Source organism: Longimicrobium sp. (assembly GCF_036387355.1).
Taxonomy (GTDB): domain Bacteria; phylum Gemmatimonadota; class Gemmatimonadetes; order Longimicrobiales; family Longimicrobiaceae; genus Longimicrobium.
Genome location: NZ_DASVTX010000008.1, coordinates 1 through 16,961, shown reverse-complemented (window position 1 = coordinate 16,961; position 16,961 = coordinate 1). Strand labels below are relative to the sequence as shown.

At 67.9% G+C, this 16,961-nt stretch carries 13 protein-coding genes and 1 pseudogene; 8 read left to right on the top strand and 6 right to left on the bottom strand.

The genetic code is table 11. From position 1 onward, the window contains the following. The coding region (locus VF665_RS00430) for a DUF5694 domain-containing protein (RefSeq protein WP_331051419.1) at nt 1-839 on the bottom strand (839 nt) is incomplete at its 3' end. A gap of 123 nt (nt 840-962) precedes the next feature. Next, nucleotides 963-2,438 carry a protein adenylyltransferase SelO gene (locus VF665_RS00425; protein WP_331051418.1) on the bottom strand — a complete coding sequence of 492 codons (1,476 nt, stop codon included), beginning with the start codon at nt 2,436-2,438 and terminating at the stop codon, nt 963-965. 907 nt (nt 2,439-3,345) lie between these two features. Here VF665_RS00425 and VF665_RS00420 point away from each other — a divergent pair. The 6 genes and pseudogenes from VF665_RS00420 to VF665_RS00400 all read left to right on the top strand — a co-directional run bounded on the left by VF665_RS00420 (nt 3,346) and on the right by VF665_RS00400 (nt 12,505). Further along, nucleotides 3,346-4,359, top strand: coding sequence for a hypothetical protein (locus VF665_RS00420; RefSeq protein WP_331051417.1), 1,014 nt, complete (start codon nt 3,346-3,348; stop codon nt 4,357-4,359). Nucleotides 4,360-4,829: 470 nt separating this feature from the next. Continuing rightward, nucleotides 4,830-5,006: a hypothetical protein gene (locus tag VF665_RS00415; protein WP_331051416.1), complete on the top strand. Its 177-nt coding sequence runs from the start codon at nt 4,830-4,832 to the stop codon at nt 5,004-5,006. Between the two features lie 271 nt (nt 5,007-5,277). Continuing rightward, nucleotides 5,278-6,364: pseudogene (locus VF665_RS00410) on the top strand (IS630 family transposase). Nucleotides 6,365-6,411: 47 nt separating this feature from the next. Continuing rightward, nucleotides 6,412-6,885 carry a S8 family serine peptidase gene (locus VF665_RS25970; protein WP_414677875.1) on the top strand — a complete coding sequence of 158 codons (474 nt, stop codon included), beginning with the start codon at nt 6,412-6,414 and terminating at the stop codon, nt 6,883-6,885. Nucleotides 6,886-7,657: 772 nt separating this feature from the next. Next, nucleotides 7,658-10,642 carry a S8 family serine peptidase gene (locus VF665_RS00405; protein WP_331051415.1) on the top strand — a complete coding sequence of 995 codons (2,985 nt, stop codon included), beginning with the start codon at nt 7,658-7,660 and terminating at the stop codon, nt 10,640-10,642. A 477-nt stretch (nt 10,643-11,119) separates the two neighbouring features. Continuing rightward, complete coding sequence (locus tag VF665_RS00400) at nt 11,120-12,505, top strand: S41 family peptidase (RefSeq protein ID WP_331051414.1); 1,386 nt, start codon at nt 11,120-11,122, stop codon at nt 12,503-12,505. A gap of 133 nt (nt 12,506-12,638) precedes the next feature. Here VF665_RS00400 and VF665_RS00395 read toward each other — a convergent pair whose 3' ends face one another. Further along, nucleotides 12,639-13,067 carry a DoxX family protein gene (locus tag VF665_RS00395; protein WP_331051413.1) on the bottom strand — a complete coding sequence of 143 codons (429 nt, stop codon included), beginning with the start codon at nt 13,065-13,067 and terminating at the stop codon, nt 12,639-12,641. Between the two features lie 173 nt (nt 13,068-13,240). Between VF665_RS00395 and VF665_RS00390 the strand changes: the two genes are divergently transcribed. Together VF665_RS00390 and VF665_RS00385 are read left to right on the top strand one after the other, a co-directional pair. Beyond that, nucleotides 13,241-14,344 carry a sensor histidine kinase gene (locus tag VF665_RS00390; RefSeq protein ID WP_331051412.1) on the top strand — a complete coding sequence of 368 codons (1,104 nt, stop codon included), beginning with the start codon at nt 13,241-13,243 and terminating at the stop codon, nt 14,342-14,344. A gap of 5 nt (nt 14,345-14,349) precedes the next feature. Next, nucleotides 14,350-15,090 (top strand): LytTR family DNA-binding domain-containing protein, encoded by a 741-nt coding sequence (locus VF665_RS00385; protein ID WP_331051411.1) that lies wholly within the window; start codon nt 14,350-14,352, stop codon nt 15,088-15,090. Nucleotides 15,091-15,125: 35 nt separating this feature from the next. On the opposite strand, the gene VF665_RS00380 is transcribed toward VF665_RS00385, so the two are convergent. The 3 genes from VF665_RS00380 to VF665_RS00370 all read right to left on the bottom strand — a co-directional run bounded on the left by VF665_RS00380 (nt 15,126) and on the right by VF665_RS00370 (nt 16,805). Beyond that, nucleotides 15,126-15,716 (bottom strand): DUF2314 domain-containing protein, encoded by a 591-nt coding sequence (locus tag VF665_RS00380; RefSeq protein WP_331051410.1) that lies wholly within the window; start codon nt 15,714-15,716, stop codon nt 15,126-15,128. A 58-nt stretch (nt 15,717-15,774) separates the two neighbouring features. Further along, complete coding sequence (locus VF665_RS00375) at nt 15,775-16,134, bottom strand: VOC family protein (protein WP_331051421.1); 360 nt, start codon at nt 16,132-16,134, stop codon at nt 15,775-15,777. A 119-nt stretch (nt 16,135-16,253) separates the two neighbouring features. After that, a complete protein-coding gene (locus VF665_RS00370) occupies nt 16,254-16,805 on the bottom strand; it encodes a hypothetical protein (RefSeq protein ID WP_414677871.1) in 552 nt (183 codons plus the stop codon). Between the last annotated feature and the right edge of the window lie 156 nt (nt 16,806-16,961).

The window sequence follows — 16,961 nt, the reverse complement described above, 5'->3', positions numbered from 1 at the left end:
GGGCAGAAGTCCGGCGACTCGTCCAGGATGGTGCGCAGCGCGGGCACGTGGCCGGAGCCGACGAGCACCAGCACGCGCCGCGTGCCGGGCCGCAGGATGCGCGTGATGTTGTGCGCCATCAGAATGTTGCGCTCGTACCAGCGCGCCAGCAGCTGCGGGCCGCCCACGTTCTGGCCGTCGCCCGCGGCCAGCCAGCTTCCAAACATGGACCATGAGTTTCCGCCGTGCAGCGCTTCGTCGCTGTTGGCGCGGCGAAGGTGCTCGATGATCGTGGTTCCACGCTGCCAGGCTGAGGCAGAATCGGCCTGCGCCCGCAGCACCACCATGATGCTGTCCGTGCGGCGCCGCAGCTCCGGCCGGCGCGCAAGCAGCGGCTCGATGGAGTCGTTGCCCAGGACCATCTGCCGGTCGATGGGATACACGGTGGGGTGGCCCAGCCGCCGCGCCAGCCGGAACCCCACCTGCACCACCTCGTTGCGGCTCTGGCTGGTTCCCGATGCCGTGTAGCGCCGGTAGCGCGCCGTGGTGCTGTCCGCGAACTCCAGCGGCCACTCGACGGCGATCTGGTCGGGCGCCCACGCGGCCAGCCGCGCCGAAAGCTGCTCCAGCTGTGCCTGCCGCTCCGGGCCCAGGATGTCCTGCGCGGGCGTCTGCGCGGCATCGCCGCTGGAGCCGGCGAAGTGGTAGGTGCCCAGCAGCAGCACCTGCACCTCGTTGGGCGCGCACCGCGCGGGAAAGCCGGTGGGCGTCTGCGCCCGCACGGGCGGCGCGGCGAATGTCATCAGGGCGCCCGCAAGGCAGCGCGCGGCGAGAATGAAGGTGCGGCGATGTGGGTTCACGGACGGCATCGGTGTGAGGGATCGGCAACGATCCTTGGACGCGGCCCGCGAACGGATGGTTTACGCCGGGACCACCGGAGCGGGCCGGAACCGCCGCGGCCCGCTCCGGAGGTGCCGCCGGGCCTACGTGCCGCAGAAGGTCTGCTGCACCCGCTCGTGCGCCCCGGGCGGCTCCATGTACCGCTCAAATCTCGGCTGGGCGTCGTACGGATGCGCCAGCACGGTCAGCAGCTCCTCGAACGGGGCGAAGTCGTCCCGGTCCACGGCCGCGCGGATTACCGCCTCGATGCGGTGGTTGCGCGGGATGAACGCGGGGTTCACGGCGAGCATGGCATCACGGCGCGCGGCGGGGTCGCCCGGCTCCTCGGCCAGCCGTTGCCGCCACCGGGGCGCCCACGCGTCGTACGCGGCGGGGTCGGCGAACAGCGTACGCACCTCCGCGTCTCGCGCCTCATCCGCCGCCGCCTCGCTCAGCCCGCGAAAGGTGAGCGTGAAGTCCGCGGTGTTCGCCGCCATCGCCTGCATCAGATCGTTTACGAGCGCGGCGTCGCCTTCGCGTTCGGTGGCCAGGCCCAGCTTGCTCCGCAGGCCGGCCTGATAGGCCCGTTCGAACGCCGGGCCGAAATCCTCGAGCGCGCGGATGGCATCCGCGGCCGCGGCGTCCGCATCGTCACCCAGGAGCGGGATCAGGCACTCCGCCAAGCGCGTCAGGTTCCACTGCGCGATGGAGGGCTGGTTGGCGTAGGCGTAGCGCCCGTAGCTGTCGATGGCGCTGAGCACCATCCCGGGATCGTATTCATCCAGAAACGCGCACGGCCCGTAGTCGATGGTCTCGCCGGCGACCGACATGTTGTCGGTGTTCATCACGCCATGGATGAAGCCCACCAGCAGCCACCGCGCGATGAGCTCTGCCTGCGCCGCGATTACGGCCTCGAGCAGCGCGAGGTAGGGGCGCTCCGCGTCCGCCGCCTGCGGGTAGTGCCGGGCGATAACGTGATCCGCGAGGGTGCGCACGCCCTCCACGTCGCCGCGGGCGGCGAAGAACTGAAAGGTGCCCACCCGGATGTGGCTGGACGCAACGCGCGTCAGTACCGCGCCCGGAAGCATGGTCTCGCGGATCACCCGCTCGCCGGTGGTCACCGCCGCCAGTGCGCGAGTGGTGGGGATGCCGAGCGCCTGCATGGCCTCGCTGACCAGGTACTCGCGCAGCACGGGGCCCAGCGCCGCCCGCCCGTCGCCGCGGCGCGAGAAGGGGGTGGGGCCCGCGCCCTTGAGCTGCACGTCGCGGCGCTTGCCGTTGCGGTCGATGACCTCGCCCAGCAGGATGGCGCGCCCGTCGCCCAGCTGCGGCACAAAGCCGCCGAACTGGTGCCCGGCGTACGCGGTGGCGATGGGCGTGGCGGTGTCCGGAACGCGGTTCCCCGCCAGGGCGGCGACGCCTTCGTCGCTGGCGAGCCACGCCGGGTCGATGCCCAGCTCCGCCGCCAGCGGCTCGTTCACCTTGATCAGCCGAGGCGCCGCGACGGGCGTGGGCGTGACGCGGGCAAAGAACCGGTCCGGGAGCCGCGCGTACGCGCTGTCGAAAGCAGGTTGAGCCATGCGAAGGCGCTGATGGTCCGGGTGTCCGGCGCACACCGCTCGACATGATCGACGGTGCGGAAACGCGGTTTCCCTCGCACAAGCCACGCCTGACATGGTGCACGACGTGCGGTTACCCTTCCCGCCGTCAAGGGTGCGCGACGGTACCGAACGCGTGCTGTCGGGGCAGGGATTGGCAGGCCGTAACTGTTCGCAGCAGCTACCCCGGGACGTAGACGCAACCGGGTTCCCGCTCACGTTTCAGATTACCGACGCGCGGGGAATGTTCGTGGAATCGATGACCTACATCTCACCCGGAGATCCCGGCCCTGCGTGCGAGCCGTCGCGAATTGAAACAGACCTGCGCACCGCGTGATGAAGAGGGGATCTCAGACGCTGATCCTCGTTCTGCTTCTCTCTGCAGCCTCCGCCTGCCATGATGCGAGTGGGCCTGATCTGGCGTTCCGGTTCCAGGCGTCACTTATCCGGCGTGACACGGTCATTGTTGATCCGCCGCGTGGCCCGTACTCACTTCCGCCTACCCGCGCGGAAGCAGCGGCGCACCGGATTACCGTGCGCGGATACCTCGAGACGCCGTGCTCACGCGAGAAAGTCCGGGTCAGCGCCCGCCGCGACGCCAGCGGCGTCATTCGTATTCGGGTACGGGCGGAACGAACCGGAGGTACATGCGCGTTCACCACTGACCCCTACACGTATGTGGCGACGGTGGATAACGTTGCGGGACCGCGGCAGCGCGTCGTAGTCGAGCATCTGCGTGACGCGCGGCGGGCTGATGGCGCTGTTCTCGACACTGTCCTTGAGCTTTCTCCCACACCCTGAAACTCCGTCCCGGCACAGAGGCCGCCGCCCCGCCCGAAGCGTACGATCTTTCCCGCTCGGGTCATTCTGCTCTCCTTCCCTACCGACGATGACGATCGGCACGAAAGCTGGAAGCAAAACAGTCATGCTCGCGATCTGGGCCGCGGTTGCGCTGAGCTGCATGGGGTGGCGCGACAGCACGGCGCTCGCGCGCCCGCCCGAGCAGCCAGCGGGTTACGGGTACCAGTCGGCGCTGTTCACCTGCACCATCACCGTCTGGAGCGGCGGAATGCGGTGCACGGAAGGCGAGCCTGGAACGCCGGGCGGATCGTCGCGGGCCCTGCTGGGCGGGGGCCAGGTCAAGATGAGTTTCGCCAGCCTGCGGTACGACAGCATCGCGTACATCACCTCGTTTGATGCCGCCGTACAGAACCTCATGAGCGCTCCCATCGGAACGCCGGACGGGGTGACCCGCACGGGCCTCAAGGTCTACTTCGAACAGCAACCGAAGAGTACCGCGTACATGGCCGGATACGACACCGGAACGGTGTATGTGAACAATCCCGACGGACGGCAGAACTTTACGGCCGCGGACCAGCCGTACTTCCGGTACGACACCATTCTGCCCACCAACGCCGTCTCCGCCGTGAAGCGGTGGGAGTACCGCATTCCCCGCTCGGTGGCCTCGGTCGCGTTCTCCGTCCGGGTGTTCACGTACGTGCCTTCCGAGCCACTTGTCCCGGATCCAGCGCCGACGGGGTACATCATTTCGGCCGACTCGGTTGCAATCCTCTACTCGAAGGTTGCGTATAACCATCCCCGGTTCGGGGGGCGCTATCCACGAAGTGTCCTGGAGGTAACGTTTGCTCCCGGTGCCTCCCAAGAGGAGAAGCAGTCAGCCCTGAATGTCGTTGGAGCTACCGTGATCGGAGGGCGCGCCGGGGCGTATCTGATCGTCGTGAAGGACAACGGGACGGCCGCTCCGCTCTGGGCCGCCGTCGACAGGCTTTCTGCACTGCCGCAGGTGGTTCGCGCATTTCCGGATATCTTCATCACCGGAGTTGAGCCAGCGTTTCGCAGGCCGGAGGACGGCCAAGGTTTGCGCACCGCGGTTGGCAACTGAACCCCGATCGCGCTGACCTGGAGCGGTACGACTTCGGAGTTGCGGTTCCCTGCAGTGAGTGGTGCGTTCCACACTCTCCAGCACATGCCACGCCCGCCCGACGGAGGAGCCCCGGTCCCGCTCCCTCGTGGTGAACCCTGTCCCAGAGGCCGTCCAGCAAAGCGTGGCCGCGACGTACTCCACGTCCACGCCCCGCGCCAGGGCTGGGGACGCCGAGCGCCATCGAGGGCGCGACGAGCACGGCCCGGCCCACCGCCATTCCAGACCACGCCGGGGCAAGCCACGCCGGCCAGCCGCCCAAGCCCGCCCCGCTCCCGCAACCGCCAACACCGCATCAGGGGCGCCAGGCTGCGAAGGTCCCAAGGCTTGCGCGCCACCCCCTTGGTTGGTAGGGTTATCGTGCGATTAGTAGCGGCAACCGTGAGGGAGTGCCGCCGAGCCATCCACACCACCCTTCCTGGAGCATTCCCATGCGTCTCGATCCGAACGATCTCGTGGTAGACAGCTTCTCCCTGGACCCCGCGGTGAACGGCGAGGGTGAGCCGGCATTCGCGGCCGATCCGGTGGCCGTCGCGCCGCCGCTTGATGGGTTCACCCGGTATGAGCGGTCGTGCTGGGTGGACTCCATCTGCCGCTGCTACGCCTAGACGGCACGACGGCGGCGGTACGGCGCGCAGCCTTGGCGCGCCGTACCGCGGCCCGTTGCCGGTTGATCCCCTTCTCCGTCCGCTGGCCCCGAAGGACCTCTCCTGCCCAACTCAGCTCTAAACACCCGCTCGATTCGTCCGGTCCACAAACGACCGTGCCGCGGCCGTGCGGCCCAAGCGGCACACTGCTCGTCGCTACTCGCCTGCCGCCCTAGTGTAGTGCGTCCGAAGTGAATTTCCGTCCTGCATGGCATGTTGTAGATTGTGAGCCATGCAGAGACGCAATCGAATGATCCATTTGAGCGAGGCGGACAGGGCCGAGTTGGAGCGCCTTGTCCGCGCCCGCACGACCGCGCAGCGTGTGGTTGAGCGCTGCCGGATTGTACTCGCCTCCGCGGCGGGGCAGAAGCCGACGGAGATTTGCGCACAGGTCGGGGTTTCCCGGCCGACGGTGCAGACCTGGCTGGATCGCTTCGAGTCCAGCGGTGTCGAAGGGCTTCTGCGTGATCTGCCCCGCCCGGGGCGTCCGCGGGAGATCACGCCGGAGAAGATCGCCGAAGTGGTGCGCATGACGCAGCAGGCGCCTCCGGCGGGCAGCGGAACGCACTGGAGCCAGCGCACGCTGGCGCCGTCGGCTGGGGTGAGCGCTTCCACCATCGGGCGGATCTGGAAGGCGCACGGCCTGAAGCCGCACCGCGTTCAGACGTTCAAGATCTCCAGGGATCCGCACTTCGTGGAGAAGCTCCATGATGTCGTCGGCCTCTATCTCTCCCCGCCGGAGCGCGCCGTGGTGTTCTCCGTCGACGCGAAGACACAGATCCAGGCGCTGGACCGCACCCAGCCGAGATTGGCCGCTGGAGAAGGGAAGGGCCGGGACCATGACGCACGACTACAAGCGCCATGGTACCACCAGCCGGTTCAGCGCACTCGACGTGGCCACCGGCGAGATTATCGGGGAATGCACTCCCCGGCAGCGCCACCAGGAGTTCCTGAGGTTCGCCAAGAAGGTGGCCGCCACCGTCGCTGCGGACCTCGAAGTCCACTTTATCCTGGACAACTCTTCCGTGCACAAGCACGAGGCGGTTCGACAGTGGGTCGCGGCCAATGAGCGCGTGCACTTCCACTTCGTCCCGACAAGTTCCTCTTGGCTGAACCTGATCGAGCGATTCTTCGGAGAACTGACCCAGCGCCAGCTCAAGCGCCTCGCCGTCAACAGCGTCGATCAGCTGATCGCAGCCATCACGAGCTACATCGAAAACCGCAACCGTTCTCCAAAGCCATTCGTCTGGACCGCTTCCGTGCAGCACATTCTCGACAAGGCCGGAAGAGCTAAAGGCACTTTGGGCGCACTACACTAGCCGCCGCGTGCTCGGGATCGTCGTACTGCATCCCCGCACGGTATGCGGTGAGCGGGGGCACTTCCGCTTCTGCCGCAACCGCTGCCGGCATCGCTGGTCTGGTGCGGGCCGCGAATCCGTCGTTGAGTGCCGCTCAGGTTCGCGACCGGCTCGTAAGCACTTCAGTGGGGCCACATCACCGGTTGGATGCAGAAGCCGCGGCTCGCAATATTCTCCCGCTGGGCGTCTCCATTTCGGGACCGTCGTCGCCTACGCCGCCAGGCACCTATACCTGGACGGCGCACCGCAGCGGAGGACTTTCCCCATACCGGTACGCGTGGTATCGGGATGGGAGCGAGCAAGCGGTTTCCCTGGGCAGCACCTACACGGGCGTTGTGGGGACAACCGGGTTCTCCCTCAGACTTGAAGTTACCGATGGACGAGACGTCGTCGCGCAACAGGCGACCTACATCGTGCCTGGTTATCCGGAACAGCTTGGATGTGACCAGTCGCCACTGGCTACGGACTTCTGCACTCTTTGACAGCGTATGAAGAACAAAGCCCTGATCTGCCTGTTGTTTGTCGCTTCGGCCGCCGCGTGCCGTGACAGCGGTGGGCCTGATCTGTCCCTCAGGTTCGATGCACTCCCGGTACTGCGCGACACCATAATCCTCGATTCGGCTACCCTCGTGTCGCGCCGCCCTCCGCCGATCACGGCGGAGGGAGAAGGAGCCCGGATCACGGTTCGTGGATACATAGAAACGCCCTGCGCGAACGAAAGGGTCCGCGGGAGCGCCTGGCGGAACGACGACGGCGCGATTCGGCTCCTGGTACGCTCCGTACACTCCGGGGACACGTGCGCGTTCAGGACTGATCCCTACACGTACGAAGCTGTCGTCAAAAGCGACCGGGCCGCGCAACGTGTGGTCGTGGAGCATCGGCGTGACGCCCGGCGTCGTGATGGCGTTGTCTTGGACACCGCGCTGACGCTTTCTCCCGCTCCTTGAGCTCTCCCGCCCCGCGGGCGCTCGGGCCACCCCGGGAGCAGACGCGACTGGGGAACCCGCCCTTCGGGACGCAGGGCATCCCAGGCAAAACGGAAGGCGTTCTTCCCGTCACATACTGTTGTGGGTACCCGTTGACGTACACCGTACGGTGTTCCGCACAGCGGGGACGACTCCATGCCAGACACGCCGCGGAATGGAGAGCTGCTCCCCCACCACTGTCCCCGGCAATTCCCGCCGTGCGACTCCACTCTTTCCATCCACGCACCGCAACATGCTCCACAATACTCTCCCAAGCAGGAAGACAGCCATGTTCGCCATCACAGCCGCAGTGGCCCTGAGCTGCATGGGGTGCCGCGATACAACGGCCCTTGCGCTCCCGCCAGATCCGTCCGCCGGGCACGAGTACCAGTCGGCGCTCTTCACCTGCACGCTTACCGTCCGGAGCGGCGGTGTTCAGTGCACGGAAGGAGCGTCCGGAACGGCAGGCGGCCCGTCGCGGGCGCTGCTGGGGACCGGGCAGATCAAGATGAGCTCCACCAATCTGCAGTACGACAGTGTTGCGTATCTCACCTCGTTCGACGCCGCCGTCCAGAATCTCATGAGCGTCCCCATCGGGACGCCGGACGGGGTCACCCGGACGGGCATCAAGATTTTCTTCGAAAAGCTGCCGACGATTACGGCGTACACGACGGGGTACGACACCGGCACCGTATACGTCAACAATCCGGATGGCTCGCAGAACTTCTCGGCGGCCAACCAGCCGTACTTCCGGTACGACACCATCCTGCCCACCAACGCCACCTCGGCCTGGAAGCGCTGGCAATTCCGCATTCCCCGGTCAGTGGCCTCGGTATCGTTCTCCGTCCGGGCTTTCACGTACATGCCTGCGGAGAAGCCGATTTCCCAGCTGCCCCCCGAAAATTGGCTGATCTCCCCGGATTCCGTAGCCCGGCTGTATGCACTCCCGCGTCTTGCCTGGAACGACACCCGGCTCCCGGGGCCGTACCCGCTGAACATCGTGAGCATCATCTTCAAGTACGATGCGAGCCATGAAGATCGGCGGTCCGCGATCGACGTGGTGAACGGAGAGGTGATTGGCGGAAACGGCATGAGCTATTTCGTCCTCATCAAGGACAATGGAACAGCAGGGCCGCTGTGGACGGCGGTTGACCGGCTCCGCACCATGCCCCAGGTGGCGTATGCCGGACCGGAGATCCTTACGCTCACCGATCAGGGCCAGTACGCCGTGTCCAACGACGGAACAGGGTGGAGACGGACGGACTGGCAGCTGGTGCCCGATAGCGCGGGTGGACCCAACTGGGGCGCCGAAGCCGTGGCCGCGCCATTTGGCTGGGGCTGTGAGAAGGGCGCCGACGCCACGACCATAGCCGTCGTGGACGAGGGAATCCACGGTGATCGGGTAGCCAGCATCATCGGCGCGCCTGCAAACGACGGGCAGGGCATGGCCGGGTTGATGTGGTCCGGGCACGTCACGAACGATGCGGGCCTGCCAGGGGCGGACGCCCGGCGGGCATTTCAGGATTCCGCCGCCGTGCTCAACATCGCGCGCGGCCAGTACTTCTTGAACCCGGACGGAACTCAACGTCCGCCGAACCCGTCGGCTCCCGCGGACGTCGCGTTTGCTGACGAGTATTATCGGGGATGGGCTACGGGCTTGGATCAGCTTGAGCACGAGTTCGGAATCCGGCCCCTTTACGTGCTGTCGGCCGGCAACCTCGGCTTGGACGCCGCCATGTCTGGATTGCCAAAGCTCGCGGGAGATCCCCGTTTCGCGTCCCGGGTCCTTGTCGTGGGAGCCTCGGCCCAGGGAGATTCTGCCGCGCAGCACGTGCGTCCGAGGTGGACGGCGCCCGCGGCACCGGTCATGAGGGGATCCAACACGGGGCCGCTGGTCTCGATCTTTGCTCCCGGCTACCTGGTCTCCGTTGCGGATACCGGCGGCGTGAGCCTGCGTACCGGAACTTCGTACGCGGCGCCTCACGTTGCCGCCGCGGCAGGTCTCCTCAAATCCTTTGATCCACGGTTGACCAGCGAACAGATCGTATCGCTCATTCTGGACGGGAGCAGGCGCGGGGGCTGGACCACCGACGGCAAGCCGTTCCTGAATATCTACGAGTCGCTCAAGGCGGCCGCGCGACGCACCGGCGCCCCGTTATGCGGGCAGCGGTACTGGATGAAGAACGGGCAGTTCACAGTTCAGCGCGACAGCGCAACGGGTAGTACCCAGTCGTTGTTCACGCTCCCGTACAGCGGCGTCAACCCCGACGTTCTGCATGGCGGAAAGCAGATCAACTTTCGCCAGCCTAACGGGACGAGGCTGACCTATCGCTGGGCGAACGGCAGCTGGGCGCCCGGTACGCCCGACGCCGGCGGCTCTCTGCGCCGGGGCAGCAACGGCAGCCTGCTCTCCCGCAACGAGATGTCGCACGACGCGGATAGCGCCGTATGGTGGCTTCCCACCGTGCGGACCGATTCTGTCGTGTACCGGTTCGAGTTCGTCGACTCGGCCTATAACTCATCGGGGTACATCGCCCGGGTGGCAGGGCCCCGCTCCACGACACCGGACCAATGCATCCGGCAGTTCGTATCCGTGGATTCCGCCGATGACGAGCGGTTGCGCACGGGCCCGGACTCCACCCGCCAAGTGTACCAGGACTGGCTCACATACATCAACGCCAACCCATGCGAACAGGCGATCGAGGGTCCCAGCAGTGTTACCCCATCCCTGCGCACCGCGTATTCGCCCCGCGGCGAGTCGGTGTATGCGTTTGTCGCGACTGAAACGGGCGGTTCCACGGTGGGGCCGTGGTTCCCGTGCGGCAAATCGGGATTCTGGGTGGAGCCCGTGAGCGGAAAGTACTTCGATGCGCGGGTGGTCATGCAGTGCCGCAACTGGACGGAGTCGCACAGCAGCGTGGGAACCTCGGTGTACCGCATTTCCATTCCATCCGGAACGGTGACCGCGCTGACCTGGAGCGGTACGAATTCCGAGCTGCGATTTCCTTCACTGAGCGAGAATCTGCGCCAGATGACGGTCGAAAGCCGGACATGGACGCGCACAGGGTCGGGCTCGTGGGTGCGCGGGGCCAACGACTACGAGTGGATCTTGAGCGGCACGACCTCCACGTCTCCGCCGGACTGCCGGATACAGTACAGGACCCCCGCGGACGGGGCAGTCGTCTTTTCAGCGCCGACTGACTGTCAAGCCGAAGGTGGCGATGCGGGATTCAGCGCCCTCAGGGCGCCCGCCTCCTGGTCTCCCCGGCACTGACCCCCCGCGAAGCAGAAACTCGCCAGGATGATGGAGCGGCGGGCCGGTCGTTTCGGTCCGTCGCCCGCTGTTTTAACATCTCCGAGGGCGGTGCACTGGGTGCGCCGCCCTCACGGTCGCATGTACGAATCTTCGCGGATAGAGCTCAACAGCATCATCTGCTTTCGTATCAACAACGCTTGTGGGACCCCTGAAGATCACCTTGATCCTGAAGAGAAACTGAGCATTGGACCGCCCTGTGGCGAAGCAGGGCGCCCCGCGTACGGCGCCAGGTAGCGACGCTGCGCCGCGACAACTTGCCCCACGTGCCCACGATCAACTGTGAGGCAGCCCCCTGCTGCGACCCTGCCACCCGGCGCCGGTACGGCCCGTTCGGGGGCGCGGGAGGACGGTTGGGCGAACGACGCTTGAGCACGGCGCGGGGACAGGCCACCGTTGGCGCACGTGGCTGGTCCGTCTCCCGTACCCGATCGAGCGATGACACCGTCTCTCTGCCGATATCTGATCCCCGCGTTCCTGCTCGCGCCCATGCTCGCGACCGCCGCACAGGCGCAGACGCGGCCTACCGTCGCCGGCAACTGGCTGGTGCGCGTGCAGGGCGCGCAGCCGTTCTCGGTGGTGCTGTCGGTGGATGAGCATGGCGGCGTGCTCACCCCGCACGCGATGTCGCGGGTGCAGACCATCGTGCCGACCTCGGCGGCACGGACGGATTCGGGGTTTGTGGCCCGCGCGACGGCGTGGGAGCGCGAGAACACGCTGGACGTGGCCGTGCGCGGCGATTCGCTTCGCGGCACCTGGAGCGCCGCGGGGCAGCCGTCCCTCGCCGCGTCCGGCATCCGGCTGCCGCGCGAAACGCTGGCGCCGTTGACCGGGACGGCGGTGTTCGACAGTGTTGTGGGCGTGCTGCAGCGCCACTTCTACGATCCCGCGTACAACGGCGCGGACTGGCCCCGGCTGGTGGCCCAGGCGCGCCCCCGTGCCGCCGCCGCGCGCACCGATGCCGAGGCGTTCGCCGTCATCACCGGGCTGCTTCGCGCGATCGGCACGTCGCACCTGAACTTCAACGCCGTCCCGCGCGTCCCACGGCCCGCCTCCGCGAACGCGCAGGCCCCGCGCGCTCCGGCCGCACCCGCGCCGTCGTCGGCCGCCCCGGTCGTGAGCTGGCAGACGCTGTCGCCGTCGATGGGGTATCTGCGCATCACGAGCTTCGAGCCCTCCGGCGAGGCGCTGCCGCCCGAGGTGGTGCGGATGGACAGCGCGTTCGCGGAAATGGCGGGGCTGCCGGCCATCGTCATCGACCTGCGCGGCAACGAGGGCGGCTCGGTGGACTTGGCCTACCGCCTGGGGCAGCACCTGCTCGCGGCGCCCGTGGCCGCCGGCTACCTGGTCGTGCGCCGCGGCTTCGACAGCCGGGGGCTGCGCACCGCCGCCGCGCTGGACCCCGCGACGGTGCCCGCGCTCCCCGCCGATCTGCCCGGCGCACTGCTGGCGGATTCCGTGGAGGCAGCGGGCGGCGCGGGGATGCTGATGATGGGCGGCGGCCTGGCGCGCACGTACGGCGGGCGCATCGCCATCCTCATCGACGGCAACACCGGGAGCGCCGCGGAAGCCACGGCCGCCATGCTCCGCGAAACGCGCGGCGCCGTCACCGTCGGTGCGCGCACGGAGGGCGCCATGCTTTCCGCGGCGGACGTGATGGTGGCCCCGGGATGGCGGCTTCGGTATCCCGCGATGGACTTTCGCACCGCGGCCGGCGTGCGCGTGGAAGGCGACGGCGTCATCCTGGACGTTCCCGCCGATCCAGCCGACCGCGCGGCACTGCTCCGCGCCGCGGCGGACACCTTGCGCCTCCCCGCACCCTGATCCGCAGTCGTGCCACGAACATCGGCGCCGCGCGGCAGGTGCTCGCGGCGCCGCGATCGGCGCCGCGCGGCAGGTGCTCGCGGCGCCGCGATCGGCGAAGCCGGATCAACGCGACGGTGAGACAGCGCGGCGTTCAGCGTCGCACGGGAATCATCCCGCGAAGGCGGCCGTCGCGCAGGTACAGCGCGGCCCAGACCAGGATTCCGAACGCCAGGGGAAAGGCGATCGGCATTCCCACCCGCAGATTGGTCGCGGTGGCGCCGCCCAGGTAGCCGGTCAGCAGGATGGCGCCCAGAATGGACGTGCGCGGGACCAGGTACAGCAGCGTGGGCACCAGCAGCGCCAGGCCGATGCCGGGGGCGAGGCTTTCCGCATACCCGGCCTGCACCGTGCCCTCGACGTACGGCGCGAAGCCGATGACGCGCAGCGCCCCGTCCATCAGCAGAAAGACGGCGACCAGTCCCGTCAGCACGCGCCCCGTCACGAGCATCCAGCGCGCCGGCGCGACGGTCGCGCGGTCTGCGCGGGTGGCGGCGTTCACGTATGTGGCCGTGTTCTGCATCGTAGCTTCTCCGGTTCCAGGTTCGTCAGGATGATGGACGGCAGCGCCCGGCACTCCGCGGGCCGTCGCCGCTCCATCCTGTCGACGAACGAGGCCCGCCCGGATCGACATCCGCCCCAACCTTCTGACCGCGCCGTGCTGTGTCGCGCATCCGCTCCCCGCTCCCCATGACGATGACGGCATCCACCGCCGGCTCCGGCCGTCGCCGCTGGACCCTGTACGCCGCGGCGTGGCTCCCCATGCTCGCGGCGTACTTCGGCGCCATCATGGCCGGCGGCGACTCCGCGGCCGACAGCCTGCTGCTTGCGCTGCACAACACCGTTCCCGCCGCGCTGGCGGGCATCGGCGTGGTGTTTGCCTGCGCGCGCATCCCGTGGGGCAGCCGCGGCCGGGGCGCGTTCCTGGCCATTCACGCCGGGCTGGCCGCCGCGTACTCGCTGGCGTGGTGCGGCGGAATGATCGTCACGCGCACCGCCGTAGAGTCGCTGTGGACGGGTCGCTGGCGGCCGTTCGCGCTCAGCTTCGACGAGCTACGCTGGCAGCTTGGCGCGGGCGTGCTGCTGTACCTGACCATCGCGAGCGTGCGCTACGTGGGCCAGGTGGGCGACCGCCTGCGCGAGCAGGAGGCACGCGCCGCGCGGGCCGAAGCGCTGCGGGCGCGCGCGGAAATGCAGGCGCTGCGGGCGCAGATCAATCCGCACTTTCTGTTCAACACCCTGCACTCGCTGCTGGAACTGGTGAGCGCGGGCGATGGGCGCGCCGAGGAAGCCATCGAACGCTTCGGCGCGCTGCTGCACCGCACCTGCGACGTCCGCCGGAGCGCCGCGGACGACGTGCCGGTGGACGAGGAAATCCAACTCGTGCGAGACTATCTGTGGATCGAGCAGCTCCGCCTGGGCACGCGACTCATCGCCACGCTGGAGGTGGATGACGATGCCCTGCGATGCACCATCCCCACCTTCGTGCTGCAGCCGTTGGTGGAGAACGCGGTGAAGCACGCGGCGTCCACGCGCGTGGCGCCCACCTCCATCCGCGTGCGCGTAGCGCGGGAAGGTGGACGGCTCCTGCTTTCGGTGGTTGATGACGGGCCGGGCGCCATTCCCGAGCGGGTGGAGCGAGCGGAGGGCGCCGGTCTGCGGCTGGTGCGCGGGCGGGTAGAGGCGCGCTACGGGGATGACGGGCAGATGCGGATCACCACGGCGCCGGGCGCCGGATTCTGCGTCGCGCTCGCGCTGCCCGCCGGGGCGCCGGCACTCGCGGCCGTGGGGCAGGGATGAGCGCGATGGCGTTGCGGACGGTGATCGCGGAAGATGAGCCGCTGGCCCGCCAGCGGCTGCGGCGCTTCGTGGAGCGCGATCCGCGGCTGGTGCTGGTAGGCGAGGCGGAGAGCGGGAACGCCGCGGTGGAACTGATCGACCGCTTGGCGCCGGACGTGGTGTTTCTGGACGTGCAGATGCCGGAGTGCAGCGGGCTGGAGGTGCTGGAGCGCGCCGCGCATCGCCCCGCGCCGGTGTTCACCACGGCGTACCCGGACTATGCACTGCGCGCGTTCGAGGTGGAGGCGTACGATTATCTGGTAAAGCCGTTTGGTTGGACGCGCTTTCAGGCCGCGGTGGACCGCGTGGCGCGCCGCCTCTCCGCCCCGCTCGCGCCGATGCCGACGGCTGCTCCGGCTCCATCGAGCCCGCCCGAGCCGTACCTGGAGCGATTGTTCGTGCGGCGGCGCGGGGAGATGGTGCCGGTGAGCATGCGCGACGTGCACCGCATTGAGGGCGCGGGCGACTACGTGACACTGTACCTGGCCGCCGGCCCCGTGCTGGCCGACATCAGCCTGAACGAACTGGAGCGGCGGCTGGACCCGGCGTGCTTTCGCCGCATTCACCGGGCGCACATCGTGAACCTGGACCACGTCTCCGCCATCCGCCCCTACGACGAGCGGCGCCTGTCCGTCCGCTTTGCCGACGGCTCGGAGGTCGTGGCCAGCCGCGCCGGCTCGCAGTCCCTCCGCGAGATGGTGCGCTGACCGGCCGATGCCGTACGCGGAGTCGCGGCTTGCGTTCAGCGCTCGCTGCCGGTCGGCCCAGAGTCGCAGACCACGTCCCCGAGCGGGAGACGGGGGATGCCCATTTCCGCGAGGTACGCAGCGAGTACTTTGGCGCCTGCCTCCGCCATTACGATCCGTTGGGTGAAGCCGCCGCAGGCACGTCCGTTCTCCACGGTCATCCAGTCGGTAATCTGCCCCGGCTCTACACGAACCGGGTCTCCAACGCGAAATTCCGGGAACAACTCAGCATCCTCCGTCAGTTTCCCGGCGATCTTTCCGTCCGCGTAGGTAACGTCCTCCAGCCAGATGAACTCGGCCGGCCCGTCTGATCGGGCCAGCCGAACCTTAACCCCCAGATACGTCATTCCCGCCGGGGCGTGCGTAAGCCGTTGGACCAGGTGCGGCAAGGTGGAGCGCGCGCGATCGATTGCCGCGTTCATTTCTTCGTCGCCCTGCCTGACGCGAAGAATACGCGTTTTTTGATCGAACGAGCGGTACGGGGGGATGTTTGGCGCAGGGACACGCCCCGGCTCTCCACACGCGCTCGCGACCACCAGCACGGCGGCCAAGACATTCAAACGTGTTCTCATCGTCACCGGATTCATGATTTGCCTCTCGCATGAAATGATATCGTCCCGCACGCAGGCGGGCTGGCTGTAACCCCTACTCTGTCTCGTCCGGCTGCCACAGCTCAATGGGGTTTCCCTCGGGGTCGTGGATGCGCGCGAAGCGGCCGACGCCCGGCATGTCCCACTCGGGCTTGGTGATCACCTCGACTCCACCCGCGCGGAGCTTGGCGATCAGGCCGTCGATGTCGTCCACGCGCAGGTTCAGCATCCACTGATGGTCCGCGGCAAAGTAGTCCGTATCGGCCGCGAACGGCGCGAACACGCTGGGGCCCGCCTGCGTATCCCACTGCCCGTACGGCGCCGATCCCACGCCCAGGTGCTCCACGTACCAGGCGCGCATCGCCTTAGGATCCTTTGCGCGAAAAAAGAATCCACCAATCCCCGTTACGCCCATCATCGCCTCCCTGTTTTACGAAGTGAAACCGCGGGACAAGCCTCTACACGCTTTTCGAGAGATCCGGGATCCCCAACTGCAGCCTCAGGGGACGCGGACAACATTGCACCGGCCGAGGCTCACGGAACCAGCGCCGCCACGGGGCGGGGGTACACGGCGGGAAGCAGGTGCTCCAGCAGCCCCACCTCCTCCACGTTGTGCTTGAGCCAGGCGCGCGCGGCCTCGTCGGACAGAAGCCGCGGGCGCACCCACCGGTTGAACGCGGGTCCTACCAGCGGCAGCGCGAGCCCAACCGTCATCCGGGAGCGATACTCGCTTCCGCCCTCCACCTCGCGGAAGCGGTGTTCCAGCCGAAACACTTCCGCGCCCGCGATCGTGCGCACCAGCGAGATCCCCTCATCATCCAGCTTCTCCACGTACTCCGTGGAATCGACGTAGAACCGGGGATCGGCATTGAACGCCTCCACGATGCGAAAGTACGCGCGCTGCCCCGTTCCGCCCGTGGGGGAGCGCCGGGCCAGCTCCCAGTGGATGTGGTCGCGTGGATGCCAGAGCAGGTACCGCGGCCAGGTGCGGCCGGCGTGCTCCATGGTCTCGCCCAGGTTCTCGAACCACCAGCGCAGGATGGGCGGCGTGACCCCGCGAATCACGTCATGGTCGATGGTAAGCACCAGGACTCCGTCGGCGCGCCGCGTGAAGCTGGTGCGTGCGCTGGACAGCGGCTTCAACGGGCCGAGTTCCGGGCGTGGCGGCGGGATGGGGAGCATGGTGGCGGGAAGCGTGAAACAGGGGGACCGGCGGACAGGTTGTGACCGGCCGGCGTGCAT

Excerpts from the sequence above, each read along its gene's own strand:
- VF665_RS00415 (WP_331051416.1), top strand. The coding sequence starts at position 4,830 with ATGCGTCTCGATCCGAACGATCTCGTGGTAGACAGCTTCTCCCTGGAC.
- VF665_RS00385 (WP_331051411.1), top strand. The coding sequence starts at position 14,350 with ATGGCGTTGCGGACGGTGATCGCGGAAGATGAGCCGCTGGCCCGCCAG.
- VF665_RS00395 (WP_331051413.1), bottom strand. The coding sequence starts at position 13,067 with ATGCAGAACACGGCCACATACGTGAACGCCGCCACCCGCGCAGACCGC.
- VF665_RS00400 (WP_331051414.1), top strand. The coding sequence starts at position 11,120 with ATGACACCGTCTCTCTGCCGATATCTGATCCCCGCGTTCCTGCTCGCG.
- VF665_RS00375 (WP_331051421.1), bottom strand. The coding sequence starts at position 16,134 with ATGGGCGTAACGGGGATTGGTGGATTCTTTTTTCGCGCAAAGGATCCT.
- VF665_RS00390 (WP_331051412.1), top strand. The coding sequence starts at position 13,241 with ATGACGGCATCCACCGCCGGCTCCGGCCGTCGCCGCTGGACCCTGTAC.
- VF665_RS00380 (WP_331051410.1), bottom strand. The coding sequence starts at position 15,716 with ATGAATCCGGTGACGATGAGAACACGTTTGAATGTCTTGGCCGCCGTG.
- VF665_RS00405 (WP_331051415.1), top strand. The coding sequence starts at position 7,658 with ATGTTCGCCATCACAGCCGCAGTGGCCCTGAGCTGCATGGGGTGCCGC.
- VF665_RS00425 (WP_331051418.1), bottom strand. The coding sequence starts at position 2,438 with ATGGCTCAACCTGCTTTCGACAGCGCGTACGCGCGGCTCCCGGACCGG.
- VF665_RS00420 (WP_331051417.1), top strand. The coding sequence starts at position 3,346 with ATGACGATCGGCACGAAAGCTGGAAGCAAAACAGTCATGCTCGCGATC.